This window comes from Nonomuraea sp. B10E15 (genome assembly GCF_039871615.1).
In the GTDB taxonomy this organism is placed as follows: Bacteria; Actinomycetota; Actinomycetes; order Streptosporangiales; family Streptosporangiaceae; genus Nonomuraea.
Genome location: NZ_JBDPMB010000002.1, coordinates 201,373 through 227,099 on the forward strand (window position 1 = coordinate 201,373; position 25,727 = coordinate 227,099).

At 73.4% G+C, this 25,727-nt stretch carries 19 protein-coding genes and 1 pseudogene; 17 read left to right on the plus strand and 3 right to left on the minus strand.

The genetic code is table 11. The features are described from left to right. Positions 1–91: 91 nt before the first annotated feature. Together ABGB14_RS10095 and ABGB14_RS10100 are read right to left on the minus strand one after the other, a co-directional pair. Positions 92–439 (minus strand): DoxX family protein, encoded by a 348-nt coding sequence (locus ABGB14_RS10095; protein ID WP_347643317.1) that lies wholly within the window; start codon positions 437–439, stop codon positions 92–94. A 26-nt stretch (positions 440–465) separates the two neighbouring features. Further along, complete coding sequence (locus tag ABGB14_RS10100) at positions 466–927, minus strand: carboxymuconolactone decarboxylase family protein (RefSeq protein WP_347643318.1); 462 nt, start codon at positions 925–927, stop codon at positions 466–468. A 104-nt stretch (positions 928–1,031) separates the two neighbouring features. Here ABGB14_RS10100 and ABGB14_RS10105 point away from each other — a divergent pair, with 104 nt between their 5' ends. The 10 genes from ABGB14_RS10105 (at position 1,032) to ABGB14_RS10150 (ending at position 14,673) form a co-directional block, all read left to right on the plus strand. Next, positions 1,032–3,893: a BTAD domain-containing putative transcriptional regulator gene (locus tag ABGB14_RS10105; protein WP_347643319.1), complete on the plus strand. Its 2,862-nt coding sequence runs from the start codon at positions 1,032–1,034 to the stop codon at positions 3,891–3,893. A 308-nt stretch (positions 3,894–4,201) separates the two neighbouring features. After that, a complete protein-coding gene (locus ABGB14_RS10110) occupies positions 4,202–5,446 on the plus strand; it encodes an MFS transporter (protein ID WP_347643320.1) in 1,245 nt (414 codons plus the stop codon). Positions 5,447–5,901: 455 nt separating this feature from the next. Further along, positions 5,902–7,137, plus strand: coding sequence for a sugar transferase (locus tag ABGB14_RS10115; RefSeq protein WP_347643321.1), 1,236 nt, complete (start codon positions 5,902–5,904; stop codon positions 7,135–7,137). A gap of 3 nt (positions 7,138–7,140) precedes the next feature. After that, positions 7,141–8,430 carry an O-antigen ligase family protein gene (locus tag ABGB14_RS10120; protein WP_347643322.1) on the plus strand — a complete coding sequence of 430 codons (1,290 nt, stop codon included), beginning with the start codon at positions 7,141–7,143 and terminating at the stop codon, positions 8,428–8,430. Further along, complete coding sequence (locus ABGB14_RS10125) at positions 8,427–9,932, plus strand: lipid II flippase MurJ (protein ID WP_347643323.1); 1,506 nt, start codon at positions 8,427–8,429, stop codon at positions 9,930–9,932. The genes ABGB14_RS10120 and ABGB14_RS10125 overlap by 4 nt, the downstream gene beginning before the upstream one ends. Then, on the plus strand, positions 9,929–10,630 hold the full coding sequence (locus ABGB14_RS10130) for a polysaccharide deacetylase family protein (protein WP_347643324.1): 702 nt from the start codon (positions 9,929–9,931) through the stop codon (positions 10,628–10,630). Before ABGB14_RS10125 ends, ABGB14_RS10130 begins: the two co-directional genes overlap by 4 nt. After that, entirely contained in the window at positions 10,627–11,727 is a 1,101-nt protein-coding gene (locus tag ABGB14_RS10135) for a glycosyltransferase (protein ID WP_347643325.1), read from the plus strand. The genes ABGB14_RS10130 and ABGB14_RS10135 overlap by 4 nt, the downstream gene beginning before the upstream one ends. Beyond that, positions 11,724–12,299, plus strand: a complete 576-nt coding sequence (locus ABGB14_RS10140) for a hypothetical protein (protein WP_347643326.1) — start codon at positions 11,724–11,726, stop codon at positions 12,297–12,299. Before ABGB14_RS10135 ends, ABGB14_RS10140 begins: the two co-directional genes overlap by 4 nt. Beyond that, positions 12,296–13,483, plus strand: coding sequence for a GNAT family N-acetyltransferase (locus tag ABGB14_RS10145; RefSeq protein ID WP_347643327.1), 1,188 nt, complete (start codon positions 12,296–12,298; stop codon positions 13,481–13,483). The genes ABGB14_RS10140 and ABGB14_RS10145 overlap by 4 nt, the downstream gene beginning before the upstream one ends. Continuing rightward, complete coding sequence (locus ABGB14_RS10150; protein ID WP_347643328.1) at positions 13,474–14,673, plus strand: glycosyltransferase; 1,200 nt, start codon at positions 13,474–13,476, stop codon at positions 14,671–14,673. The genes ABGB14_RS10145 and ABGB14_RS10150 overlap by 10 nt, the downstream gene beginning before the upstream one ends. 218 nt (positions 14,674–14,891) lie before the next feature. Here the strand turns inward: ABGB14_RS10150 and ABGB14_RS10155 are convergent. Next, positions 14,892–15,608, minus strand: a pseudogene (locus ABGB14_RS10155) (hypothetical protein); the annotation flags it as partial. Between the two features lie 87 nt (positions 15,609–15,695). Here ABGB14_RS10155 and ABGB14_RS10160 point away from each other — a divergent pair. The 7 genes from ABGB14_RS10160 (at position 15,696) to ABGB14_RS10190 (ending at position 25,725) form a co-directional block, all read left to right on the plus strand. After that, the gene (locus ABGB14_RS10160) at positions 15,696–16,856 is read left to right on the plus strand and encodes an ATP-grasp domain-containing protein (RefSeq protein WP_347643329.1); all 1,161 of its coding nucleotides are present in this window, start codon (positions 15,696–15,698) and stop codon (positions 16,854–16,856) included. A 2-nt stretch (positions 16,857–16,858) separates the two neighbouring features. Then, the gene (locus tag ABGB14_RS10165) at positions 16,859–18,085 is read left to right on the plus strand and encodes an FAD-dependent oxidoreductase (RefSeq protein WP_347643330.1); all 1,227 of its coding nucleotides are present in this window, start codon (positions 16,859–16,861) and stop codon (positions 18,083–18,085) included. A 67-nt stretch (positions 18,086–18,152) separates the two neighbouring features. Then, positions 18,153–19,328, plus strand: coding sequence for a GEVED domain-containing protein (locus ABGB14_RS10170; RefSeq protein ID WP_347643331.1), 1,176 nt, complete (start codon positions 18,153–18,155; stop codon positions 19,326–19,328). A 134-nt stretch (positions 19,329–19,462) separates the two neighbouring features. Beyond that, positions 19,463–20,299, plus strand: a complete 837-nt coding sequence (locus ABGB14_RS10175) for a phosphatidylinositol-specific phospholipase C/glycerophosphodiester phosphodiesterase family protein (protein ID WP_347643332.1) — start codon at positions 19,463–19,465, stop codon at positions 20,297–20,299. Between the two features lie 133 nt (positions 20,300–20,432). Then, positions 20,433–22,229, plus strand: coding sequence for a protein kinase (locus tag ABGB14_RS10180; protein ID WP_347643333.1), 1,797 nt, complete (start codon positions 20,433–20,435; stop codon positions 22,227–22,229). Between the two features lie 13 nt (positions 22,230–22,242). Continuing rightward, positions 22,243–25,068 (plus strand): BTAD domain-containing putative transcriptional regulator, encoded by a 2,826-nt coding sequence (locus ABGB14_RS10185; protein WP_347643334.1) that lies wholly within the window; start codon positions 22,243–22,245, stop codon positions 25,066–25,068. A gap of 54 nt (positions 25,069–25,122) precedes the next feature. Then, positions 25,123–25,725, plus strand: coding sequence for a hypothetical protein (locus tag ABGB14_RS10190; RefSeq protein ID WP_347643335.1), 603 nt, complete (start codon positions 25,123–25,125; stop codon positions 25,723–25,725). Positions 25,726–25,727: the final 2 nt, after the last annotated feature.

Consider the following 25,727-nt stretch of genomic DNA (forward strand, 5'->3'; position numbering starts at 1 on the left):
CGGCTTTCAAGTCTGTCTGTCGACCTGAGCATGCCCAGGACGCCCCTCCGCCCGCGCGGGCGGAGGGGCGTCTCGCATGCTCAGGTCGTGCTCAGGTCATGAACCCCAGCACCAGGGACGCGGCGACCGGCGACAGGTAGAGCAGCGGGAACGGTATGTGCGCGTACGAGCGGGCGCGGATCACCGTGATGACGGCCCCGGTGAAGTACGCCACCAGGCCGATCCCGGCCAGGACGCCGATGACGGGTACGAACAGCCCGACGAGCAGGCCCGCGGCGCCCGCGGCCTTGGCGGCGCCGAGCCAGGGCCACCACGTGCGGGGCACCCCGTAGTCCGCCAGGGGACCCACCACCCAGGAGGCGCGGATGAAGACGGAGACGGCCGAAAAGCCCACCCAGGCGGCGGTGAGAATGGCGACGATGACGTACGCAGTGAACATCGGATGGTTCTCGTTTCCTGATCTCGTCAGGCCCAGGACGTGCCGGTGGGCTCTTTGACGGTGACGTTGATGCGGTTGAAGAAGTTGGTCATGGAGATCGTCAGGATGATCGCGGACAGCTGCCGCTCGTCGAAGTGGTCGGCGACCTCGTCCCAGAGGTCGTCGGGCACGGCGTCCGCGGACCGGTCGGCGATCCGGGTGACGGACTCCGTGAGGGCCAGCGCGGCGCGTTCGACGTCGCTGTAGAACGGCGCCTCGCGCCAGGCGGCCACGTTGCCCACGCGCTCGTCGGACTCGCCGGACCTCTTGAGGTTCTGGACGTGGGCGTGGACGCAGGCGCCGCAGCCGTTGATCTGGCTGGTGCGCAGGGCGACGATCTCCAGCAGTTCACCGGGCGCGCCGCCCTGGTTGATGCCCTGGTAGACGGCCTGGATCCCCTTCATGGTCTCGGGGAGCACGAACGCCGGGTTCTTCATACGGGCTTCCATGATCGAAATCTCCTCTCACCTGTGCACTCATCATGGGAAGCCGGGTTGATACATTCGCGATGCGTCCGCTATGGATGGTTATGCGTCGTTGGGGGGAGGCGAGGGTGGGCGTGCGGTTCGGTGTTCTCGGCCCCGTACACGTCATGGCAGGCGACCGGGAGCTGACCGGCCTGGCGCCACGTCACCGTGCGGTGCTGGCGTACCTGCTGCTGCACGCCCGCACCGTGCTCAGCGCCGATCAGCTGAGCGACGCGGTGTGGGGCGTGACGCCGCCGGACACCGCCCGCGCGCAGATCCAGGCCGCCGTCACCGCCATCCGCCGGGTGCTCCGCGAAGCGGGCGCGGCGCGGCTGCTCGTGACCCGCCCGGGCGGGTACGCCATCGAACCGGAACAGCTCGATCTGGAGGACTTCGCCCGCCGGATGGCGGCTGCCCAGAAGGAGGCCGATCCGGACAGCGCCGCCCGCCAGGTACGCGACGCGCTCGCGCTGTGGCGGGGGCAGCCGCTGGCGGACGTGCACGCCGACTACGTCGAGAGCGCGCGAAGCCGGCTGGAGCAGCGGCGACTGGCCGCGATCGAGCGCCTGGCCGACCTCGAGCTGTCGCTGGGCCGGCACGAGGACCTGATCGACGAGCTGTCCGCGCACGTGGCGGCGCACCCGCTGCGCGAGCGGCTGTCGGGTCAGCTGATGCTGGCCCTGCATCGCGCGGGACGGCAGGCCGACGCGCTGTCGGTGGCCAGGGCGTTCCGCGAGTCGCTGGTGGAAGAGCAAGGGCTGGATCCCGGCCGGGCGTTCGTGGCCATCGAGCAGGCCGTGCTGCGGGGCGATGCGGATCAGCAGCTCCCGCCGCGGGACAATGCCGCGGCACGCGAGCCCCGGCGGGCGAACTTCCTGCCGTACGACATTCCCGACTTCGCCGGCCGAACCGTCGAGCTGGAGCGGATCGCCGGGCTCGGGCCCGGTTCGACGATCTTGACCATCGACGGGATGGCGGGCATCGGGAAGACCGCGCTGGCGATTCACGCCGCGCACGCGCTGGCCGGCCGGTACCCCGACGGGCAGCTCTTCGTCGACCTGCAGGCGCACACGGCGGGGCACGAGCCGATCGAGGCGGGCGCCGCGCTGGAGACGCTGTCGCGCCAGCTCGGGGTGCCGGCCGAACGCATCCCCTCCTCGGTCGCCGCTCGGGCCGCGCTGTGGCGGGCCGAGCTCGCCCAGCGCAGGGTCGTGATCGTCCTGGACAACGCCGCCGACACCGACCACGTCAAGCCCCTGCTGCCGGGCGCCTCCGACAGCCTCGTCCTGGTCACCAGCCGCCGCCGGCTGGTCGATCTCGACGGCGCCCGCACGCTGTCCATGGACGTGCTGCCGGCCAAGGACGGCGTGCGGCTGTTCACCTCGATCGTGGGGGTACGGGCGACGGCCGAACCGAGCGCGGTCCTCGACGTGCTGCAGCTGTGCGGGTTCCTGCCGCTGGCCGTGCGGATCGCCGCCGCGCGGCTGCACCATCGCCCTCGCTGGACCGCCGGCTATCTCGCCGGCAGGCTGCGTGACGAGCGCCGCCGGCTGGCCGAGCTGTCCACCCCTGACAGGGGTGTCGCGGCCGCGTTCACGCTGTCGTACCGGCATCTGGATGCCGAGCGGCAGCGCATGTTCCGGATGCTGGGCCTGCATCCCGGGCGCGACGTCGATGTCCACGCCGCCGCCGCGCTGGCCGGCGTCCCCGCCGACCACGCGGAGACGTTGCTGGAGGACCTGCTGGACGCCCATGTCCTGGCGCAGTACGAGCCTGGGAGATACACGTTCCACGACCTGCTCCGCGAACACGCGCGCGCCACCGTCTCCGCCGAGGAGACGGTTGAGGCCCGGCACGACGCCCTGACCCGCCTGCTCGACCACTACCTGCGCACGGCGGCCGCGGCGATCGCCGCTCTCTACCCGTTCGGCGGCCTCCGCAGGCCGTCACTCGCCGCGCCGGAGACCGTGTCGTTCGTGGACGGCGCCGAAGCGAGCGCGTGGCTGGACGGCGAGCGCGCCAACCTCGTCGCCGCCTGCAGCCGGGCGGCCGACGGCGACTGGCCGGTGCACGCGGGCCGGCTGGCGACCGTCGTGCATCCCTACCTCGACGGTCACGCCCACCACGCCGACGCGATCATCGTGCACACGAAGGCGCTGGAGGCCGCCCGCCGCGGGGACGACACGGCGGGCGAGGCGCTGGCCCGGCTCGATCTGGCCTGGGTGCGCTGGCGGCAGGGCCGTTACGAGGAGTCGTACGAGGTCTGCGGGCCGGCCCTGGACCTGTGCCGCGCGGCCGGCGACCGGCTCGGCGAGTCGCGGGCGCACAACACGCTCGGCAACGTGTGCCTGCGACGGCACGCGTACGAGCGGGCGGACCACCATCTGGAGCAGGCTCTCGCCCTGAGCCGCGAGATCGGCAACCCCGTCGGGGAGGCCTACACGCTGAGCAGTCTCGGCGTCAGCCACCAGCGGCAGGGACGCCATCGCGCGGCGCTCGACCACCATCGCCGGGCCCTCGCGCTCCACCGCCGGCTGGGGAACCGGAGCGGTGAGGCCGGCGTGCTCGACCTTCTCGGCCAGGACTACCTGGCGCAGGGGCGGTACGAGCAGGCCCGCGACCAGCACCGGCACGCGCTGGAGCTCTATCGCGAGCTGGGCGGCCGGAGTGACGAGGCCGCGCCGCTCAACGGTCTGGGGGAGGCCGGCCGGTGCCTCGGCGACCACGACCAGGCCGTCGCGCGTCACTGCGACGCCCTCGCCGTCGCGCGCGAGGTGGGCAACCGGGCCGAGGAGGCGCGCGCCCACGAGGGACTGGCGCGCACCCACCATGATCGTGGCCGCGTGGACGCGGCGCGGGACCACGCGGAACGGTCCCGGCGCCTCTACGCCGACCTGGGCGTGCCCGAAGCCGCGGCCGTTGAGGAGTTCCTGGCCGAGCTCGTCTGACCCGCCGATCGGCGCCCGCCTGGAACGGAGCCCGGCGGGCCGTTGATCGGCGCTCTTCCCGAACGGAGCCCGGCTGAGCCGTGGATGCGCCGGGACGAGCGAGAACCGGCGTGGGTGGACGAGGACAGCCATACTGCGGACAATTGTCCGAGGTGACCTTCCGGGTGGGAACAGACCCTTGACAGGCGACCCTGGGCACATCATTCTGAGGCCAGCCCATGGTGACCACTGTACGGACGAATGTCCGCTCAGCGCGCGGCCGCGTGCCCGGCAGTGGTCTCGTGCCCTCCAGCGCATAGGAGCGCCAGATGAGCAGCACCACAGAGCGCCCCCAGGGCGGTGCCTCCCAGCAGGTGACGAAGGCCTCCGTCGCGATCGGGTTCGCGGTCCTGTGCGCGTCGTACATGCTCAACGCGATGGACCGGCAGATCTTCTACCCCCTCCTGCCCGAGATCCGGACCGAGCTCGGCTTCTCCCTGGAGCAGGGCGGGCTGCTGGCCACCGGCTTCACGCTGGGGCTCGCGCTCGCCGGGCCCCCGGCCGGCTACCTGGCCGACCGGCTCTCCCGCAGGACGATCATCGTCATCAGCGTGCTGGTCTACTCCCTCGGCACGCTGGCCATCCCGCTCGCCGTCGGGTTCGTCGACATGAGCATCTACCGCCTCGTCTCGGGCATCGGCGAGGGCGTGCAGGCCACCGCCCTGTACGCGGTGATCGGCGCGTTCTTCTTCCACCGGCGCGCGCTGGCCGCGGGCGTCGTGGGCGTGGCGTTCGGGCTGGGCGTCTTCCTCGGCCCGCTCATCGGCACGGGGCTCGCCGAGAGCTCCGGCACCTGGCGCACGCCGTTCTTCCTGTTCGCCGCCGCCGGTCTCGCCATGAGCCTGCTCATCGCGTTCACGGTGTCGCGCAAGATGACCGAGGCGGTCACCGGAGGGGCCTCGCAGGCCGACGCCACCGCGTACGAGCACGTGCCGGCCTCCCCCTACAACCGCAACACCCTCGGCGTGGGCATCGCCTGCGCCGTGTCCGGCCTGGTCTTCTACGGCTATCTCGGGCTCTACCCGACCTTCCTCCGCGAAGGGCTCGGCTTCACCGCGGACCAGGCGGCCTTCGCGGTGTCCATGGGCGGTCTGGGCGCCATGATGGCCCTGCCGGCGGGCTGGCTGGGCGACCGGTTCAACCAGGCCCGCCTCCTGATGCTCGCCATGGTCGCCACGTCGGTCACCGCCTACCTCATGTACCAGGTCGCGACCGCGGTTCCGGCGCAGTATCTGCTCTCCTTCCTCATGGGCACCTTCGCCAGCGGCTTCCTGTTCACCAACTGCTCCACCGCCATGCAGCGGGCCGTCCGCCCGCACCACGTCGGCCGGGGCGCGGGGCTGTTCATCCTCACGTACTACGTCGCCGCCGCCTTCTCGGGGCTGCTGTTCGCCCGTCTCGTCGGCGCGCTCGGCTGGGAAGGCGCCGGCCTCTGGCAGCTCACCCTCCTGCCCGTGCTCGGCGTCGCGGGCCTCCTGCTGGTGAATCCGGCCAGGATGGTCCTGCGGCGGTAGGCCGGTCGGCTCCAGAACGGCGGTGTCCCCGTGGGCGCCGCCGTTTTGCGTGATAAATCCTGAGCTAAACGTCGAAATTGCATTTGCCTGCTCAAAGAATGGCCAAGGAAATGTTGCCGAGCGGCGCGGTGCTTTCGCCCTTCACGTATTCGATTTTCTCCGGCTGGTGGAGCTACCATCAAATCGCTCGCTGCGGGATTGTTCGCGTATTGCCTAGGAAAGCCCCTGCTCAACGCCCTATGCCGCGGCAGGTTGCCGAAAAGGTGACTATGGGCTTCATGGGTGGATGGATTGGCTGATCGAAGGTCAGACCGGTCGAACGAGCTATGTCCGGAGAAGCAGTGGCTGTTAGCGTTGGGGGCGATCGCCGGGCCGCGCGGCCGGCGGAGCGCCGGAGCTCACGATCATGGCGAGCAGCGCAGCCACTCGTCCTGGTCGGCGTCGACCTTTTGTGCATGGCCTTCACCGCCGCCCAGGCGGGCCGGGGCATTCCGCCCGTCGCCGTCGCGGCCGTCCTGGTCGTCGTGCTCAACGGCCTCGGCCGGGTGTACGCGCCGCAGGTCCTGGCCTCCGGTCTCGACCGTGGCGGCTGGATCGCCGGATCCGGCTTCTTGGCCGCCTGCGTGGCCTTCCGGGAGTCGGCGTCGTTCGTCACGATCGTGCTGTGCGCGGTGCTCTACACCTTCCTCGCCGTGTGCGGCAGGAGCATGCTCGCCTTCGCGGCCCGCAGAGCGCACCGGTACGGACGGTCGGCGCCCACCCTGGTGATCGGCGCGGGACCGTACGGCCGCCGGCTGGCGGAGAGCCTGCTCGACCACCCGGAGCACGGCCTGTATCCCCTGGGCTTCCTGGACGAGGCGGCCGGGGACACCTCCGACCTGCCCGTTCTCGGCCGGCCCAGCGAGGCCGCGCACATCATCCAGGCCTACGAGGTGCGCGCGGTGATCCTCGCGGGGGCAGGGCAGCAGCCGCTCGCGCGGACGGCGAGGGCGCTGGGCTGCGACGTGTACCTCGCGCTCGACCTGAGCGAGCTGATCGTCGACTTCGTCACGCTGCGCGAGCACGTACGCGGCTTCCCGCTGCTCCGCATGCGTCCCGCCGCGCAGCACAGCGCGCTCTGGCCGCTGAAGCGGGCACTCGACATCACGATCGCGCTGATCGGCCTCCTTCTGACCGCGCCGCTTCTCGCGCTCTGCGCGCTGATCATTCGCGCGGAGGTCGGCCAGAGCCCGCTCTTCCGGCAGCGGCGGGTGGGCTGCCAGGGAGAGCCGATCGAGGTGATCAAGCTCAGGACGATGAAACCCGCCGACGCGCACGAGTCGGCGACCCTGTGGAGCATCGCCCACGACAGCCGGGTCGGCCGGGTGGGCAGGCTGCTGCGCAGGACGTCGGTCGACGAGCTCCCGCAGCTCTGGAACGTTCTCAAGGGAGACATGAGCATCGTCGGCCCCCGGCCGGAACGCCCGCACTTCGTCGACGAGTTCTCCCGCACCATTCCCGGATACGGCCTGCGGCACCGGCTGCCGGCCGGGATCACCGGATGGGCCCAGGTCCACGGGCTGCGCGGCGACACCTCGATCGAGGACCGCGCCCGTTTCGACAACCACTACATCGACGGGTGGTCCTTCGGCTCCGACATCAAGATCATGGTACGGACCGTGTGGTCGCTGCTCCGGCTGGGCGGGAGCTGACCCTTGGGCGCCCTTCCCCGACCCAGCCTCGTGGCGGCCGCGACCGTGCTCCTGACCTGCCTGCCCGCGGGGCTCGACGGCCTGACCGCCCAGGTGCGGGTGACGGCCGCCGACATCGCCTCCGTCGCGCTGGCCGCCGTCGCGCTCGCCCTTCTGGTCGCGAGCCAGCGCGCGGCCGAACTGCCCGCCCGCGCGCTGGTGCTCGCACCCGTCGCGGGCGCGGCCGCCATCGCGGTGCTGGCCTCGCCCGACGTGCTGGCGAGCGTGCCGGGCTACCTCAGGTACGTCCAGGTGTTCGTGATCGTCCCGCTGGCCGTCATGGTGACGGTGCGCGACCGTGCCGACAGCCTGATCGTCGGCGGGGCCGTCGTCGGCGCGGCGGCCGTGCAGGGCGTGGTCGGATGCGTTCAGGCGTTCACCGGCACCGGGGCGTCGTACGCAGGGGAGCGGGTGCGGGCCGTCGGCACGTTCGGCGCGCTCGACGTCATGGGCATGGCGAGCGTGGTCAGCTTCGGCGCGATCATCCTGCTGGGCGTGGGCCTCGGCGTACGCGGCCGGCGGCGCGCCGCCGCGCTCGGGGGCGCCGCCCTGCTCTGCGTGCCCCTCGCCCTGTCGCTCAGCAGGGGCGCCTGGCTCGCCCTGCTGTGCGCGGCGCTGGTCATGGTCTTCATGCGCAGCCGGGTGCTCGGCGCACGGGTGCTCCTCGCCGGCGCCGCCGCCGGGACCGTGCTGGTCGCCGGCCTCGGCACGGGATCGGACGTGCTGGGACGGCGGGTCGCCTCGATGGCCTCCGCCGTGACCCAGCCCGACCAGTCGCTGAGCGACCGGTACACCCTGTGGCGCACCGCCGCCGGCATGTGGCTCGACCACCCGCTGACCGGGGTAGGACCGCGCCGGTTCGCGGAGCTGCGCGACACGTACGCGCCCATCGAGCTGTCGTCCGGCAGCGACACCGACGACCCGGTGCACGGATTCCAGCGGCAGCCGCTGCTCTCCCCGCACAACATGTACCTGCTGACCCTCAGCGAACAGGGCCTGCTCGGGCTGGCCGCCCTGGGCCTCTGCCTGGGGGCCATGGCGTGGTGGGCGGTCCGAGGGGGCGCGGTGATCGCGGCCGGGCTGCTGACCTGGCAGCTGGCCGACTTCGTCTACGGTGACATCGGCGGCCCTCCGACGCTGGTCATGTCGGTCGTCCTGGGGCTGGTCCTGGCGCGCGTCACCCGCCGCGCGGGGCCGCCGCCGGTGACCGGAGCCCTGGCCGTGCCCCGGTCAGGGCCGGGCGGGACACGATGACGACGGCCACCTCGCCGGCGGTCAGGGCCGTCAGCGTCACCGCGCTGCTCATCGGCCTCGGCTCGCTGCTCGGCTTCGTCCGCGACCTGCTGCTGGGCACGACGTTCGGGGCCGACGCCGGCACCGACGCGTTCCTCGTCGCCTGGACGATCCCTGAGACCGCGGCCCCCCTGCTCATCGAGGGCGCGATGGCCTTCGTGCTGGTCCCGCTGTTCAGCCGGGCGGTGGAGGCGGGTGACGACCCGCGGGTCCTGGTGTCGTCGACGTTGCCGTACCTGTGTCTCGCGCTCGCGGCGCTGAGCGCGGTCGCCGCCGCGGGCGCGCCGTGGCTGGTCGGCCTGCTCGCCCCCGGCATCCCGAGGGCCGACCTCGCGGCCGACTGCATGCGTGTCGCCTCGGTCACGATCCTGACGTTCGGGCTGGCCGGTTACCTCAGCGCGGCGCTCCGCTCGCACCAGACGTTCGCGCCGCCTGCCGCCATCTACGTCGCCTACAACCTGGGCATCATCGTCTGCCTGTGGTCGCTGCGCGACCAGGGCGCGTACGGCGCCGCGGTGGGCGTGGCCGTGGGCGGCGCGGGCATGGTGCTCGTCCAGGCCCCGGCGTTCGTCCGGCGCTTCGGCCCGCCCCGCCGCCCCACGCGCGGGGTGCCGCTGCCCCTGGCCGCGTTCCTGCCGATCGCGATCTTCACGCTCGCGCGCCAGAGCCAGGTCTTCATCGAGAGGTTCGTCGGTTCGTCGCTGCCCGAGGGATCGATCTCGCACCTCAACTACGCGCAGAAGATCGCGCAGGTGCCGATGGTGTTGTCCCTGATCGTGGCGACGGTGACCTTCCCCGACCTGGCCCGCGCCGTCGCCGCCGGTGACGGCGCGCAGGCGCGCAGGAGGCTGGTCGGCGACCTGGTCGCCGCCTCGGCGATCGTGCTGCCCGCCACGGCGGCGCTGCTGGTCTGCGCTCCCGACGTCGTGGCCGTCCTGCTGCGGTACGGCGCGTTCACCGAGGCGGACACCGCCGCGACCGCGCGGATCATGCAGGTGTACACGCTGGGACTGCTCGGCCAGGCGGTGGTCGGGGTCGTGTGCCGCACGTACTTCTGCGGGCCCCGCGCCTCCTGGTACCCGGCGCTCGCGATGGCCGCGGGGCTGGCCACAACAGCGGTGCTGGCCCGGCCGGCGTGGGGGGTCACAGGGCTGGCCGCGGCCAACGCGGCCGGGATCACGCTGACCGGCGTGGTGCTGCTGGCCGGGCTGCGCAGGCGCGTCATCGCCCTGCCGCTGCGCGACGCCGCCACGCCCGTCGGCGCGCTGCTCCTGGCCGGCGCGGCCGGCGCGGGAGCGGGCTGGGTCACGCGGCCGCTGCTGGCGCACCTGCCGCTGCCGGTCTCCCTGGGTTTGACCTGCGCCGCGATCGCCGCCGCCTTCTGCGCCGTCGCGGCCCTCGCGGGGGCCGCGACCACGCTCACCGAAATCACCCGCTCGATCAGGACGCGAGGTCGCGGATGACCGCCATGCCGTACGTGCTCATGTACCACTCCATCGAGAAATATGACAGCGATCCCTTCCAGATCACCGTCTCGCCCGACCGTTTCGAGCGGCAGCTGCGCTGGCTGGCCCGGTGCGGCCTGACCGGCGTCTCCATGCGCGAGCTGCTGCGCGCCCACGCGGAGGGCAGGGCCGGGCGCCTGGTCGGGCTCACGTTCGACGACGGGTACGCCGACTTCCTCGGCGAGGTCGTCCCCGCGCTGCTCGAACGCGGGTTCACCGCCACGGTCTTCGTGGTGTCCGACCTGATCGGCGAGCACAACGCCTGGGACGCCGAGGGGCCGCGCAAGCCCCTCATGGACGCCGACGGCGTGCGCCGGGCCGCGCGGCAGGGCATGGAGGTCGGCTCGCACTCGGCGGGGCACCGCTCGCTGACCGGCCTGAGCGAGGACGATCTCTGGCACGAGGTGACGGCCGGCAAGGCGGCGCTGGAGAACCTGCTCGGCGAGCCGGTGAGCGGATACTGCTACCCGTACGGGCACGCCGGCGCGCGCGAGGTGGACGCCGTCCGCAGGGCCGGCTACGGCTACGGCTGCGCGATCTGGAAGTCCGAGCTCAGCGGCCGCTACGCGTTGCCGCGGACCTACGTCGGCGAGCGGGACGGCGCGCTGCGGCTGCGCGCCAAGCGGGTGCGTCACCAGGTCCGGTGGGGGTGGTGAAGGTCCTGCATGTCATCACCGGTCTGGCGGCGGGCGGCGCGGAGCAGCAGCTGCGCTTCCTGCTGCCGCACCTGCGGGCCCGGTGCGACGTCGCGGTGCTCACCGGCGCCGGCGTGGTCGCGGACGCCATCGCGCGCACCGGCGTGCGCGTCCACCAGGTCGGGATGCGCGGGAACCGGGACCTGCGGGCCGTCGGGCGGCTGGCCCGGCTCATGCGCAGGCACCGCTACGAAGTGGTCCACACCCACCTCTACCGCGCCTGCGTGTACGGCAGGCTGGCCGCGCGGCTGGCGAACGTCCCCGCGATCGTGGCGACCGAGCACTCGATCGGCCGCGAGCACATCGAGGGGCGCCGCCTCACCCGCTCCGTCAGAGCGCTGTACCTCGCCAGCGAGTTGCTCGGGCACCTGACCGTGGCCGTCTCGCCGACCGTGGCCGACCGGCTGGCCGGCTGGGGCGTGCCGCGCTCGCGCATCGTGGTGATCCCCAACGGCGTGGACGGCGGGGCCTTCGGCTTCGACGCGGCGCTGCGCCGGCGCACCCGTCAGCGGCTGGGCGTGCCGGCGCACGCCTTCCTGATCGGCGGGGTCGGCCGGCTGGAGCCGGGCAAACGTTTCGACGCGCTGATCGAGGCGCTGCCCGCGCTCGAAACCGCCGTTCTGCTCCTGGTCGGCTCGGGTTCGTGCGAGCCGCGCCTGCGGGAGCTGGCCGGCGCGGTGGGCGCGGGAGACCGGGTGATCTTCGCCGGCGAGTCGACGGACGTGCGGGCGATGTTGTCGGCGATGGACGTGCTGGCCGCGCCGTCGGCGGAGGAGACGTTCGGCCTCGCGGTCGTCGAGGCGCTCGCCGCGGGCCTCCCGGTCCTGTACGACACCTGCCCGGCCATCGACGACCTGCCGCCGGGTTCGGCGCCCGGGGCCAGGCGCGTCCCTCCGGACCGGATCGCCGCCGAACTGGCCGCGCTCGCCGGCCGCCCGCCGGGGAGGCTGCCCCCGCCCGACGCCGTCCGCCTCTACGACATCCGCCGCCAGGCCGACCGGCTGGAGTCGCTCTACCTGCGCCTGCTGGGCGCCGCACCCACGGAGGATCAACGATGACATGGACCCGGGCCCGCATCATGGGCGTGCTCGCGCGATGGTGGCTGCCGCTGTCCCTGGCGCTGGGGGCGTCTGCCGGGGCCGCGTACGCCGTGGCCAGGGACGCCGTCTACAGCGCGGACGCCTACGTCGTGGTGGTGGCGGGCGGCGACCCGGCGCAGGCGATCGACTTCGCCTCCGCCTACGCCCGGATCTCCGGTCACCCCGGCCTGCTCACCGGCGACGTGACCGAATGGGGCAGCCTGAGCGTGGCGGCCTCGCCGGACGCCCCTCTGGTGCGTCTGACGTCCGTGGCGCCCACCGGGTGGGAGGCCGCGGACCGCGTCAACCGGGCGGCCACCGCGCTGATCACGTACGCCAACGGGCACGCCACCGACACCCGCGTGCGGCTGGCGCCCTTCGCCAGCGCGTCCATCCCGACCCGCCCCTCGGCCCCGGTGCCGCTGGCCAGCGTGGCCGTCGGTGCTTTCGGGGCGGCCCTGGTCGCGGGCCTGATCCGCCTGGCCGCGCCGCAGGCGCTGCGCCAGGCGCGGCGCGACCCCGCGCCGGTGCTGAGCGGGGCGGAGGCGTGAGCGCCGCGACGCCCGGCGCGTCCACGTCGAACGGCTCGCCCGCCCTGTCGCCGGCCCCGTCACCGGCCCTGTCACCCGCGCACGCTGCGCGGCTCACGCTGCGGGTCGTGCCGCGCAACGCGCTCTCGGGGCTGGCGGAGGACTGGGCCGACCTGCACGAGCGCAGCTCGACCGCCACGCCGTTCCAGTCGTACAGCTGGCTCTGCTCCTGGTGGCGGGCCTACGGAACTCCGGGGCGGCTGCGGGTGTTCCTGGCCTACCGGGGCGGGCGGCTGGTGGCGGCGGCGCCCCTCAGGCTGGAGTACCGGCTGGGCTGCCGGGTGCTGACGCCCGTCGGCGGCGGGCAATCCGACTTCACGGACATCTTGGTGGACGACGCCGAGGGCGACGCGGGCATGCGCGAGTTGCGCGCCGGGCTGCTCGCCCAGCCGGGCTGGGACGTGATCGACCTGCCCGAGGCCCGGCCGGGCGCGGCCGTCCTGCGGCTGGCCGGGCTCTGGGGCGCCCGGGCCTGGACCCTGCCCGCGTCCACCTGCCTGCAGCTGCCGGGGCAGCCGATCGAGCAGGTGGCGGCCGCGCTCAACGGCCGGCGGGCGCGCCGGCTGCGGACGGCGCTGCGCAAGCTCGACGCGATGGACCTGTCGGTGGACGTGGTCGAGCCGGACCGGGTCGAGCAGTCGGTGACGGAGCTGCTGCGGCTGCACACCCTGCAGTGGGAGAGCCGGGGGATCAACGTGCAGCACACGCAGCCGCGGTTCAGGGAGCATCTGACGCGGGCCACGCGGTCGCTGGTGGTGGAGGACCGCGCGGTGCTGAAGGAGTTCAGGGTGCGGGGGCGGCTGCGGGCCTGCGATCTGACCGTGGTCGGCAAGGACTTCGTGGGCGGCTACCTGTACGGCGCCGATCCGGAGCTGCGCGCCGAGGCCGACGTCCTCACGATGTTGCTGCGCGACAACCTGGAGACGACCCACCGGCTCGGCAGGCCGGTGCTGAGCCTGCTGCGCGGCGACGAGCCGCACAAGGCGAAGTTCGGCTGCGAGGCGGTCGTCAACCAGCGGGTGATGCTCGGCCGCGGCGTCCGGTCCGCCGCCTACGCCGCGAGCGCCGGCGCCCGCGCGGCGGGCCAGGAACTGCTGAAGCGGCGCTGCCCGCGCCTGGTGGAGAGGTTCGCGGCATGGCGGTGACCCCGCGCGTCCTGCACGTCACGCAGCCGGTGGACGGCGGGGTCGGCGCCTACGTGGCGACGGCCGCCGCCGACCAGGCGCGGCGGGGCTGGCGGGTCGCGGTCGCCTGCCCGCCGGCCGGCCAGGTCGCCGGAGAGCTGGCCGGCGACCTGGCCGGTCTGGGCGTGCCCTGCCTGGCCTGGGAGGCGACCCGCGCGCCGGGGCTCGCCGACGTGGGGCAGGCGGCCCGGCTGGCGCGGATCGTCAGGGAGTTCGGCCCCGACGTGGTGCACCTGCACTCGTCCAAGGCCGGGCTGGCGGGCAGGGCCGCGCTGCGGGGACGGGTGCCCACGCTCTTCCAGCCGCACGGCTGGTCGTGGCTGGCGGCCCGCGGCGCGCTCGCCGCGGCGGCGCTGGGCTGGGAACGGCTGGCCGCGCGCTGGGCCGACCTGGTGATCTGCGTCGGTACGGGCGAAGCGGAGCTGGCCAGGCGGCACGGCGTGCCCGCCGAGCTCGTGGTGGTGCGCAACGGCGTGGACCTGCGCCGGTTCCGGCCCGCCGGCCCGGGGGAGCGCGCGGCGGCCCGCGCGGCCAGCGGCATCCCGGAAGGGACGCCGCTGGCGGTCTGCGTCGGCAGGGTCACCCGGCAGAAGGGCCAGGACCTGCTGCTGTCGGCGTGGGAGCGGGTGGCCGCGCGCGACGGCGCGGCCCGGCTGGTCGTCGTCGGCGACGGCCCGCTGCTGCCCGCGCTGCGGGCGCGGGCCGTGCCGCGCGTTGACTTCGCCGGCGACGTGGCCGACGCCAGGCCCTGGTATGTCGCGGCCGACGTGGTGGTCCTGCCCTCACGCTGGGAGGGGCTGCCGCTCACGGCGCTGGAGGCGCTGGCCACGGGACGTTCGCTCGTCGCCTACGGCGTGCCGGGGATCTCCGAGCTGGTGTCCGGCGGAGTCGGCGCGGTCGTCGCGCCCGGCGACGTGAGGGAGCTGGCGGAGGCGCTGCTGCGCAGGCTCGGGAGCCCCGCGCTCGCCGCCGCGGAGGGGGCGGCCGCCGTGGAGCTGGCGGGCGGGTTCGACGTGGGCCGGTCGATGGACGCGCTCGCCTCGTCCACGCTCGGGCTGCTCGGGGTCGGCACGGGAAAAGGGCGCCGGTGCAGCCGCTCGCGGAAGACCTCAGCCGAGCGCGGGTTCGACGAGCACTGCCAGATGCCGTGAGGACAGTAATCGGAGATCGAGTGATAGAGCACGTTGTGACTGTCGATCCAGTCGAGCATCCGGCGGACGTAGTCGGGCCGGTCGCCGTTGCGGAACAACCCCCACTCGGGGAACGAGATGGGCTTGCCGTGCCGGGCGGCGAAGTCGGCGTGCGCCTGCAGCCCGTACGGCTGGTTGACGTAGTCGGAGAAGTCCTCGCCCGGCCCTTGGTCGTAGCTGTCCATGCCGATGATGTCGACCACGTCGTCACCCGGGTAACACTCCGTCCAGGGGATCGCGTCGAGCCCGCGGCTGGGCGCGAAGTCGAAGCGGAACCGCTGGCCGGGCGCCGCGCGCATGGCCGCCACGATGCGCCGCCAGTACTGCTTCCACGCCTCCGGGTTCGGCGCGCAGCGGCTGGAGTAGGTCGTGCCGTTCATCTCCCAGCCGAGCACGATGATCGTGTCGCCGGCGCCGGCGGAGACCAGTTTCCTGCCGAGCTCCGCGAAACGGTGGTCGTGGTCGCCGCGGGCGCCCTCGGCCAGCCGCTGCGCCACTTCCGCGTCCGGCATCCCGGACTCGTTCGGAGCGATCATCGGCACGTTCAGCGCCAGGACCCGGTCCGGTTCGGCGGCTCGCCAGCGGGTCCAGGGGCCGAGGACGAACTCGGCTCCCTCGATCGACTGCCAGGTCTCGCCGGGCAGGTACGTGCGTCCCACCGTCACGCTGCTGTTCAACCAGGACTCGAAGCGTTCCAGGTGCATGGGACCGCGCGAGTCGGAGCCCAGGAAGACTCCCAGCGCCGCGCCGTGACCTTGCCGGTCGTCCGGCGGGTCGTCGCCCCAAGCGCCCAGGCCCAGCCACACCGCCGCCGCGATCGTGACGATCGCCAGCGAACAGCGCAGATAGCCCTTTCTCATCACCATCGCATGTCCCCCGTCGAAGTTTTCCCTCATTCCCTACACCCCGAATAACGGCCGATCGGATATTCAACCTGCCACTTGCCGGATCAATAGCTTTTCGTAAGGAGGAGGACGTAAATCATGCTCGATTGCACCGTCCCGGCGCTCGTGCTGCGACTGGACTCCAATGTCTTTCATCACGGGACGCTCGGCGCCATTCGCTCGCTCGGCAGGGCCGGAGTGGAGGTGCACGGGCTCGTCGAGGGCACGCACGCGCCGACGTACCGCTCCCGGTATCTGGCGCGGATGCACACGTGGTCGCGCGGCGGGGACACCGTCCAGGCGCTCACGCGGGCCGCCGACCGCATCGGACGCCCGGCCGTGCTCCTGACGCTGGACGACGCGGGGGCCATCGCCGTCGCCGAGCACGCGGCCGACCTGCGTCCCTTCTACCTCATGCCCGACCAGACGCCCGGCCTGCCGCGCACGCTGGCGGACAAGCGCCTGCTGCACCAGCTCTGCTCCACGCTCGGCGTCGTCCAGCCGGAGACCCGCCTGATCACCGGCGCCGGCGACGCGGCGGCGGCGGTCGCCGACTTCGGGCTGCCGCTGGTCGCCAAGTGGGCCCAGCCGTGGCTCCTGCCCCCGGGCATCGGGCTGCGCAGGACCGGCCTGGTGCGCCGGAGTCAACAGGTGGAACAACTGCTCCAGCACGTGGAAGGGCGCGAGCTGCTGTTCCAGCGCTTCGTGCCTGGAGGGCCGGGCTCGGACTGGTTCTTCCACGGCTATTTCGACGAGAACTCGCGCTGCCTGTACGGCGGCGCGGGACGGAAGGAGCGCGCCTACCCGAGAGGCGCAGGGCTCACCACCTGGGGCCGGTGGCTGCCCAACCCGGTCGTGGAGGGCACGGCGCGCGAGCTGGCCGTGACGCTGGGATACCGCGGGGTCGTCGACATCGACTTCCGCCACGACGCGGCGGCGGGCACCTACCACCTGCTGGACTTCAATCCCCGGCTCGGCGCCCAGTTCCGCCTGTTCACCGACCGCGAGGGACTCGACCTCGTGCGCGCCGCCCACCTGCACCTCTCCGGCCGGTGGACGACGCGGGGGCGGGCCGGTCACGGACGGACGTACGTGGTGGAGAACTACGACCTCTTCACGGCCGGCCCGAAAAGCCTGCGTGCCCTGTGCGCGGCCGATGAATATGCCTGGTTGTCGGCCGACGACCTCCGGCCTTTCGTGGGAATGGCCGGACAGACGATAAAGCGTGGTTTCGCCCGGCTCGCCGGGTCGCGGAAATGACAATGGGGGGAAATTTGCGTACGCCAGTGATTGACGTGGCGATCGTGGGCGCGGGCCCGTACGGGCTTTCGGTGGCGGCTCACGCGCTGGGCGCGGGACTCGACGTCCGGATTTTCGGAAAACCGATGCGGGCGTGGGAATTCCACATGCCCCGCGGAATGCTGCTGAAGTCGGAGGCCGCCGCGTCGCATCTCGGCGACCCGGAGCGGCGCTACGGCCTCGACGCGTTCCACCGCTACGCGTACGGCGAGCCGGTGCCCGTGGAGCGGTTCGTCGCGTACGGCAAGTGGTTCCGCGCGCGGACGGTGGGCCAGGCCCTGGACGAGTCGGAGGTGACGGCCGTCGGCGCGGAGGGGCACCTGTTCGCGCTCTCGTTGTCGTCGGGGGCGTCCGTGCTGGCCAGGACCGCGGTGCTGGCCGTGGGGCATCTGCCGTTCGCCTACCGGCCCGGCGCCCTGGACGGGCTGCCGCCCGAGGCTGCCACGCACGCCTGCGACCATCACGATCTGGACGGCTTCGCGGGCCGCGACGTGACCGTGCTGGGGGCGGGGCAGTCGGCGCTGGAGACCGCGACGCTGCTGGCGGAGGCGGGGGCGAGCGTGCGGATCGTGGCCAGGGCGGACACGCTGGCCTGGAACGACGTCCCCGAGGAGCGGCGCACGCTCCTCGCCCGGGTACGGGCGCCGCGGTCCAGGCTCGGCGGTGGCTGGCCCTCCGTGGTCTGGTCGCGGCTGCCGGGCGCGATCAGGTATCTGCCGGCGGCGACCCGCGACCACATCGTGCGCAACACGCTCGGACCCGCAGGTTCCTGGTGGCTGAGGGACCGCTTCGACGGGGCCGTCAAGGTGATCTCGGGCACGCGGCTGACCGGCGCCGAGTACGGCGACGGCGTCCGCCTGCACCTGAGGGACCTGTCGGGAGCGGCCACCACGCTCGACACCGAGCACGTGATCGCGGCCACCGGCTACCGGGTGGACGTCGAGAGGATCGCGATGCTCCGGGGGGACCTGCGGCGCGCGGTGGCGTCGTCGGGCCCCGCGCCGCGGCTCAGCGCCACCTTCGAGACGTCCGTCCCGGGGCTCCGCCTGGTCGGGCTGGCGGCGGCGGCCACGTTCGGGCCTTCCATGCGGTTCGTGTGCGGGTGCGACTTCGCCGCCCGCCGCGTGACCAGGGGGCTCGTGAGCCACCTGCGCAGATCGCGTCGTACGGCGAAATTGCCGATGTCTTGACCGTGTCCCGCCGCCCGCGGGTCGGGCAGGACGGTAGATCTGGATCACCAGCTTCGGGGGAGCAATTATGGCTTTTCGCGTGATGGTGGCCTGCACGGCCACGGCGTTCGTCGGCGTTTCGGGGGTCGCTCCCGTCGCGCGTGCCGACAGCGCGCCATCGTCGTTCACCAACTCGCCCACGGTGGCCTCGGGCCGCACGCCGTCCGGTGTGACGGTGACGGTGCGCAAGGAGATGATCGGGACGGCGCGGGTGACGTCGGCCGAGTCGTCGTCCGCCAACCCCGCGGCGCCCGACGACGAATACCTGATCCCGGCCAACACCAAGACGTCCGCGGGTTTCGTCGACCTCTACGAGGACTTCGAGGCCGAGGACGGCGAGTGGAGCGACGTCGCCCTGCTGACGTTCACCTTCTCCAGGCCCGTACGCGACCCGCGGCTGCACGTGTTCGGCACGGGCGGCTCCTCGGGGGAGTCCAGGAAGCGCCGCGACGACTACTGGCCCGCCGTCGAGCTGGTCGGCGGCGTACCTGCCAGGCCCACCTTCTCCTGGGCGGCCGGGTTTCCCGGGTACCGGGTCACGAGCGGCGCGATCACCCCGGAAAGGGTCTATCCCGCCCGCTCCACGACCTGCGGGGTGGTCTACACCTGCGGGACGGCCAAGGTGAACGGCACGGTCAGGGCGTTCACGATCAAGCTGAAGGCGCATGACGTGCGCAAGGGGCGTGGCGCGTCCATGTCGCAGTTGTGGGCGGCGTTCAAGCTGTCACTGGCCGAGGACGTCTCGGACGCGCCTGCCTCGTACGGTGTGGCCTCGCACGCGATCACCGACTCCCATCTGGGATGGTCCGTGAGCGACGACCACACCGACGCGGTGAGCATGACCCCGCGCGCCCTGCCTCTGGACACGGGCGACGACGCCATGGAGGCCGGGGAGGAGCGCAGCATGCTCAGCGGCCGGAGGTGCAGGATCTCGGTGCCCGTGACCGCCGGATCGTCGTCGAGGGTCGCCGGCTGGATCGACTTCGACCGTGACGGCCGCTTCGACGCCGACGAGCGGGCCAGCACGCTGGTCGGCGAGGGCGCCGAGGACGCCGAGCTCACCTGGCCCCTTCCGGAGTCGCTGCCCGCCGGCCCCGTCTGGATGCGGCTGCGCATGGTCGCCAGGGCGGAGCCCGTGGACTCGCCGACGGGATGGGCCGACAGCGGCGAGGTCGAGGACCACCAGATCGAGTTCGTCGAGTGAGCCGGGCCGGCAGCATCCGGTTGGTCGAGTGAGCCGCGTGCCGGCCGCCGACAATTAGGCGAGATGTCACCCATGTCACAACTTGCACGCGTAACGTGTCACGCATCCCTTACCTCCCATGTCAAGGAGATGCGATGTTGCGTCGAACCCTCGGCGTGCTGGTCGCGGCAGGAACCATGCTGCTGGCGGCCGCTCCCGCTCAGGCGGACGGCCGGCCGGAGCCGCTGCCACGTGCCCACGCGCACAACGACTACGAGCACGAGCGGCCGCTCCTTGACGCGCTCGACCACGGGTTCACCAGCGTCGAGGCCGACATCTACCTGGTGGACGGCGAGCTGCGGGTCGGGCACGACCCCGAGGACCTGCGGCCCGGCCGCACGCTGCAGTCGCTCTACCTCGACCCGCTGATCCGCCGGGTGCGCCACGGCAGCGTCTTCCCCGGCACCCGGCAGCGGCTCCAGCTGCTCGTGGACATCAAGAACAACGGCGAGGCCACGTACACCGAGCTCGACCGGGTGCTCAAGGCGTACAAGAGGATGCTCACCACCTACCACAAGGGCAAGGTGCGGCCCGGCGCCGTGACCGTGGTCGTCAGCGGCGAACGGCCGCGCGAGCTCATGGCCGGCCAGGAGCGGCGCTACGCCTTCTACGACGGGCGCATGGACGACCTGGGGCAGGGTGACCCGGGCCTGATCCCGCTGATCAGCGACAACTGGACCAACCACTTCAGCTGGCTGGGCGAGGGCGAGATGCCGGCCGCCGAACGGGACAAACTGCGCGAGATCGTGGCGACCGCGCACCGCGACGGGCAGCGCGTGCGGTTCTGGGCCACCCCCGACACGGCCGGTCCCGCGCGGGACGCGCTCTGGCGCGAGCTCGTCGCGGCCGACGTGGACCACGTCAACACCGACGACCTGGCGGGCCTGCGGGACTTCCTGCGCGAACACGACCGCCGGCGCGCCGCGGCATAGCCCTCACGCTCATGACCGCCCGGCGACGGCCTGACCGGCTGCGCCGGGCGGTCGGGCCGGGTGGTCGGGCCGGGTGGTCGGGCCGGGTGGTCGGCTGGGTGGTGAATGCCGGGATCTGGCTACTCTGTCTGCGATGGACGGTGACCGGGTCATAGGCGGGTACGCGCTGCGGCGTGTCCTCGGCCGGGGCGGCATGGGCGAGGTGCACCTCGCGACCACGCCCACCGGCGGCCTGGCCGCGGTCAAGCTCATCCACCCGGCGCTGGCCCGGGATCCGGCCTTCCGCCGGCGGTTCGATCGGGAGGTGGCGGCGGCCCGCCGGGTGGCCAGGTTCTGCACCGCGCCCGTCCTGGACGCCGGCATCGACGGCGAGGTCGCCTACCTCGTCACCGAGTACGTCAAGGGGCCCGACCTCGCGCAGGCCGTACACGACCAGGGACCGCTGTCGGGCGGCAACCTCGAGGCGCTGGCGGTGGGCATCGCGACCGCGCTGAGCGCCATCCACGGGGCCGGGGTGATCCACCGCGACCTCAAACCGTCCAACGTGCTCCTGTCGCCGCTCGGCCCCCGCGTCATCGACTTCGGCATCGCCCAGCTCGTGGACAACGACAGCCTGGCCAGCCAGGCGATCCTCGGAACGCCCGCCTTCATGGCGCCGGAACAGGTGCGCGGGGAGCCGCTCACACCCGCCGCCGACGTGTTCGCCTGGGGCGGGGTGATCGCGTTCGCGGGGACGGGACGGCTGCCGTTCGGGGGCGGGGCTCCGGGGGAGGTCCTCTACCGGATCATGCAGGACGGGCCCCGGCTGGAAGGGCTGGAGGAGGGCATCAGGGGGATCGTCGAGCGTGCCCTCGCCAAGGACCCCCGCCTGCGGCCGGGCGCGCAGGCGCTGCTGTCGGAGCTGGTGGGGGGCACCCGCCTGGCCGCCGCCACCGAAGTCGTCGAACGCACCTGGACGGGCACGGTCCCCACCGGCCCCCGCCCCACCCCCGTGCCGGGCACCCGGGTCCTGGAACCTCCCTCCGGGCCGCAGCCCTCCGACGGCCGATCCCTCCTCCGGCCGGGGAACCACCACGCGGACCAGCCTCCCGCCCGGCTGGGGCACGACCATGGGGGCCCGTTGCCTGCCTGGCCGGGCGATGACCGTGGGGGGCGGTCTCCCGCCCGGTCCGGGGACGGCCGTGAGGGGCAGCCGCCCGTCTGGCCGGGGGACGGCCGCGAGGGCCGCTCTCCTGCCCGGCCGCCGGAAGGGCCGGGAGACGGCCGTGAAGGGCCGCCGCCGGTCCGGCGGGGGAAGCGGCGGTGGCCGTGGGCGGCGGGTGTGGCGGTGCTCGTGGCCGCCGTCACCGCCGCCGTGACCGTGCCCGGCCTCCTGCGGGTGAGCTGGCCGTACGAGGCCGGGTTCGGGGAGTCCTGGGCGGTCGGCCCGTCGGAGGGCGGGAACGCCCGGCTGGCCGGCCCGGCGTACGAGCTGACCGTGAAACCGTCCTGGCGGTTGTGGAAGTCGGCGCCCCGGCGGGAGCCGGAGGGCGGCGTGATCGTCAGCGCGAAGGCGACTCTGGAGGAGGGCGCCGGGGAGTACGGTGTGTGGTGCCATGGCTCGGCCCGATCCGGTGACCGTTACGAGTTCGCGGTGAGCGGTTCGGGCAGGGTCACGATCGTCAAACGCCGCACGGGCACCCGGGGCCAGACCCTGTTCGGCCCGGCGGATGCGGAGAAGGCGGCCGGCAACCGCATCGTGGCGGAGTGCGGCCAGAGCGGGGGCAAGGTGACGCTGCGCATGTGGCTCAACGAACGCCTGGTCGCGCAGGTGTCCGACGCCGACGCCCCCTACGGGCCCGACGAGGCCGGCGTGCACGCGGCCTCCGGCGCCACCGAGCCCGCCCGCGTGCGCTTCGACTCCTTCGCGCTCCGGCCCGTGGGCGAGTGATGCGGAAAGGTACGTGAACGTGCGGTTCGGTGTGCTCGGGCCGCTCCGGGTCGAGGGCGAGCAGGCGCCGGGGCCGGCCAAGCACCGGGCGTTGCTGGCGGCGCTGCTGCTGGCCGCCCGCGAGCAGGTGCCGGTCGAGCGGTTGATGTCCGTGGTATGGGACGACCGGCCGCCCGCGTCGGCGGAGTCGGTGCTCAGGGTGTACGTCAGCGCGCTGCGCAAGCTGGTCGACGGCATCCGTACGGTGCCCGGCGGCTACCTGCTGGACGTGGAGCCCGACGACGTCGACTGCCACCGGTTCGAGCGGCTCGTCGTCGAGGCGAGGCGGCGGCGCGAGGAGGGGCGGATCGCGGAGGCGGCAGACGGGTTCAGGGCGGCCCTGGGGTTGTGGCGAGGCCGGGCGCTGGCCGATGTCGAGTCGTCCGTGCTGCGCAGGTCGTACGCCGTGCCGCTGGAGGAGCTGCGCCTGACGGCGATCGAGGAGCGGGTGCGGCTGGACCTGAGCCTGGGCAGGGGCGCCGAGGTGGTCGGGGAGCTGCGGGCGCTGGTGGGCGCCCATCCGCTGCGCGAGCGGGCGTGGGTACACCTCATCGAGGCGCTGCACCAGGCGGGCCGCCGTTCCGAGGCGCTCGGCGCCTTCCAGGACGCGCGGCGCACGCTCGTCGATGAGCTGGGGCTGGAGCCGGGCGCCGAGCTGGCCGAGGCGCACCGGCGGGTGCTGTCGGACGAGCAGCCCGGCTCCGCCGAACGCCGGAGCCGCGAGGACGCGGCGCCGGTCAACGAGCTGCCGCCGGACGTGTCCGACTTCGCCGGGCGCCGGCAGGTGCTCGACTGGATCGGCGCGGCGGCCCGCGAGGAGGCTGCCGCGCCCGTGCACCTGGTGCTGCACGGCCCTCCCGGCTGCGGGAAGTCGGCCGTCGCCGTGCACGCCGCCGCCGGGATCGAGCGTCCCGGCGGCCGACTCTACGCCGCGCTCGGCGCCCGGCCGCCGGGTGCCGTGCTCGAAGACCTGCTGCGCTCGCTGGGCTGCCCCGACGGCGCGGTCCCGCCCGCGCTGGACGAGCGGGTCCGGCTCTACCGCAGCATGACGGCGGGCAGGCGGCTGCTCGTGCTGCTGGACGACGCCGCCGACGAGGCGCAGGTGCGCCCGCTGCTGCCGACGGGTCCCGGCAGCCTCACGCTGGTGACGAGCCGGTCGCCGCTGGCCGGGCTGGAGGCGGCGCGGGCGTACGAGCTGGGGGTGCTCGACGACGACGAGGCCGTGGCCATGCTCGGCGGGGTGACGGGGCACGACCGGGTGCGTGCGGAGCCGGAGGCGGCCCTGCGCATCGTCCGGCTCTGCGGGGGCTTGCCCCTGGCCCTGCGCATCGCCGGGTCGAGGCTGGCCAGGAAGCCGGGCTGGACGCTCGATCACCTCGCGGGACGGCTGGGCGACGAGCGGCGCAGGCTCGACGAGCTCAGCGCCGGCGACCTGGCCGTACGCGGCAGCCTCGCGCTCGGCTACCGCGGTCTCCCCGATCCGGAGCGGCGGCTGCTGCGCGAGCTGGGCGCCCTGTCCGCGCCGGACTTCGCGCCGTGGGTGCTGGGAGCGGACCTGGAACCGCTGGTGGAGGCGGGCCTGCTGCAGTCGCGCGGCCTGGACGAGGCGGGCCAGGAACGGTACGGCTGGCACGACCTGACCCGGCTCTACGCCGCCGAGCGCCTGATCGAGGAGGACGGCGGCCCCCGTACGGTCCTGGAGGCCAGGGCGGCGACCGTCCTGGAGCGGACGAGGCAGGCCAGGGCCGCCCTCCTGCCCGCGGAGCCCGGTACCGGCCGCACGGAGATCCACCCGCCCGGCCGGACGGGAGCCCCGCCTGAGGCGGCCGACTGGGACACCGGCTTCAGCCGCTGGCGCCTGTCGGGTTCGGCCCTGTCGGGTTCGGCCCTGTCGGGTTCGGCTCTGTCGGGTTCGGCTACCGGCTCGGCACCGACGGGTCCGGCTGGGGCCGGGCTGGAGACCGGGTGGGCACGGCGTGAGGCGCGGTGGCTGGGCGCCGAGCGCCGGTTCCTCGTGGCCACCGTCGACGACTTCTCCCGGGCCGGCCTGTACGAGGCCGCCTGGCGGCTGGCGTTCTACCTGACCCCGCTGTTCGAGCTGGGCGCGCACCACGACGACTGGCACGCCACGACGGCGACCGGCCTCGACGCGGCCAGGGCGGCGGGTCACCGGCAGGGCGAGGCGCTGCTGCTGCGCGGCCTGGCCGATCTGCACAGGGCCGAGGGACGCACCGAGGCGGCCGCGGCGGCGTTGCGGGCGGCGCAGCCGCTGGTCGAAGGGCTGGAGCTGGCCAGGATCACGTTGCGGCTCGGCCTGGTCCAGACGCGCGCGGACGAGGCCGAGCGGGCCTTCACCCGTGCGCTCCAGGTCTTCGACGAGGCGGGCGACCGGCGCGGCAGGGCCGACGCCTTACGTGCTCTCGGCGCGCTGCGCATGGACGCGGGCCCGCTGGAGGCGAGCCTGGCCGCGTACCGGGAGCTGGGTGACCCGCTGGGTGAGGCGGGAGTGCTGCTCGTGCTGGCCGAGCTCTCCAGGAGGGAGGGGGTTCCCGCCGAGGCGGCGGCCTCGGCGCGGGCGGCGCTGAAGACCTTCACCTCGTACGGGGACCGCAGGGGGGCCGCGCAGGCCCTGCTGGCCCTGGCCCGGGCGATGCTCGACCTGGCCGATCTCGATGGGGCACTTGAGGCCCTTGTGAGTGCTATGGGAGAGTTTGACGGCCTCGGTGATGAACCGGGCAAGGCCGAGGCTCAGCGGCTCGCACGGGAAACGCGCAGGCGACGCGGACTATGCACATCCTGAAGGTCGCTTTCCTACGGTGAGGGTCACATCCCCGAAGACGAAGGTGATCACGGTATGCGTAAGACGATCGCGCTGACCCTCGCGGCCGTCGCACTGGCGGGCTGCGGCGTGCTTCCCGGCCAGCCGGGCGGCGGGGGCGAGGAGAGGCAGCCGCAGAGCAGTGCCCCGGAGGCGCCGGCGTCCTCCCCCGCCGCGGAGCAGCAGAGCCCGTCCGCGGGACAGCGGAGCGCGCCCGCGCAGGAGACGGAGGCGATCTCCACCAAGGAGACGAACGTCGGCGCCGGCGACATGCACGGCAGGGCCAAGGTCGACGTCACCGCGCTCAAGCGCCAGGGCAGGACGATCACCCTCAACTGGACGGTCACCGCGCTCGACGGCAAGGTCAACCTGCACAACGGCATGAGCGGGGCTCCGCTCGACTACACGGTGGAGGGCGTCTCCCTGATCGACCCGGTCAACGCCAAGCGTTACCGCGTGGCCCGCAACGGCACGGGCGAGGACGCGGAGTGCGTGTGCTCGGGCACCCAGGGCCAGTTCCTGGAGAAGGGCGACTCGTCCACGTTGTACGCGGTCTTCGCCGCCCCGCCCGCCGACGTCACGAAGATCAACGTCGAGATGCCGATGTTCGGCGTGTTCACCGATGTTCCGATCTCTTAGCC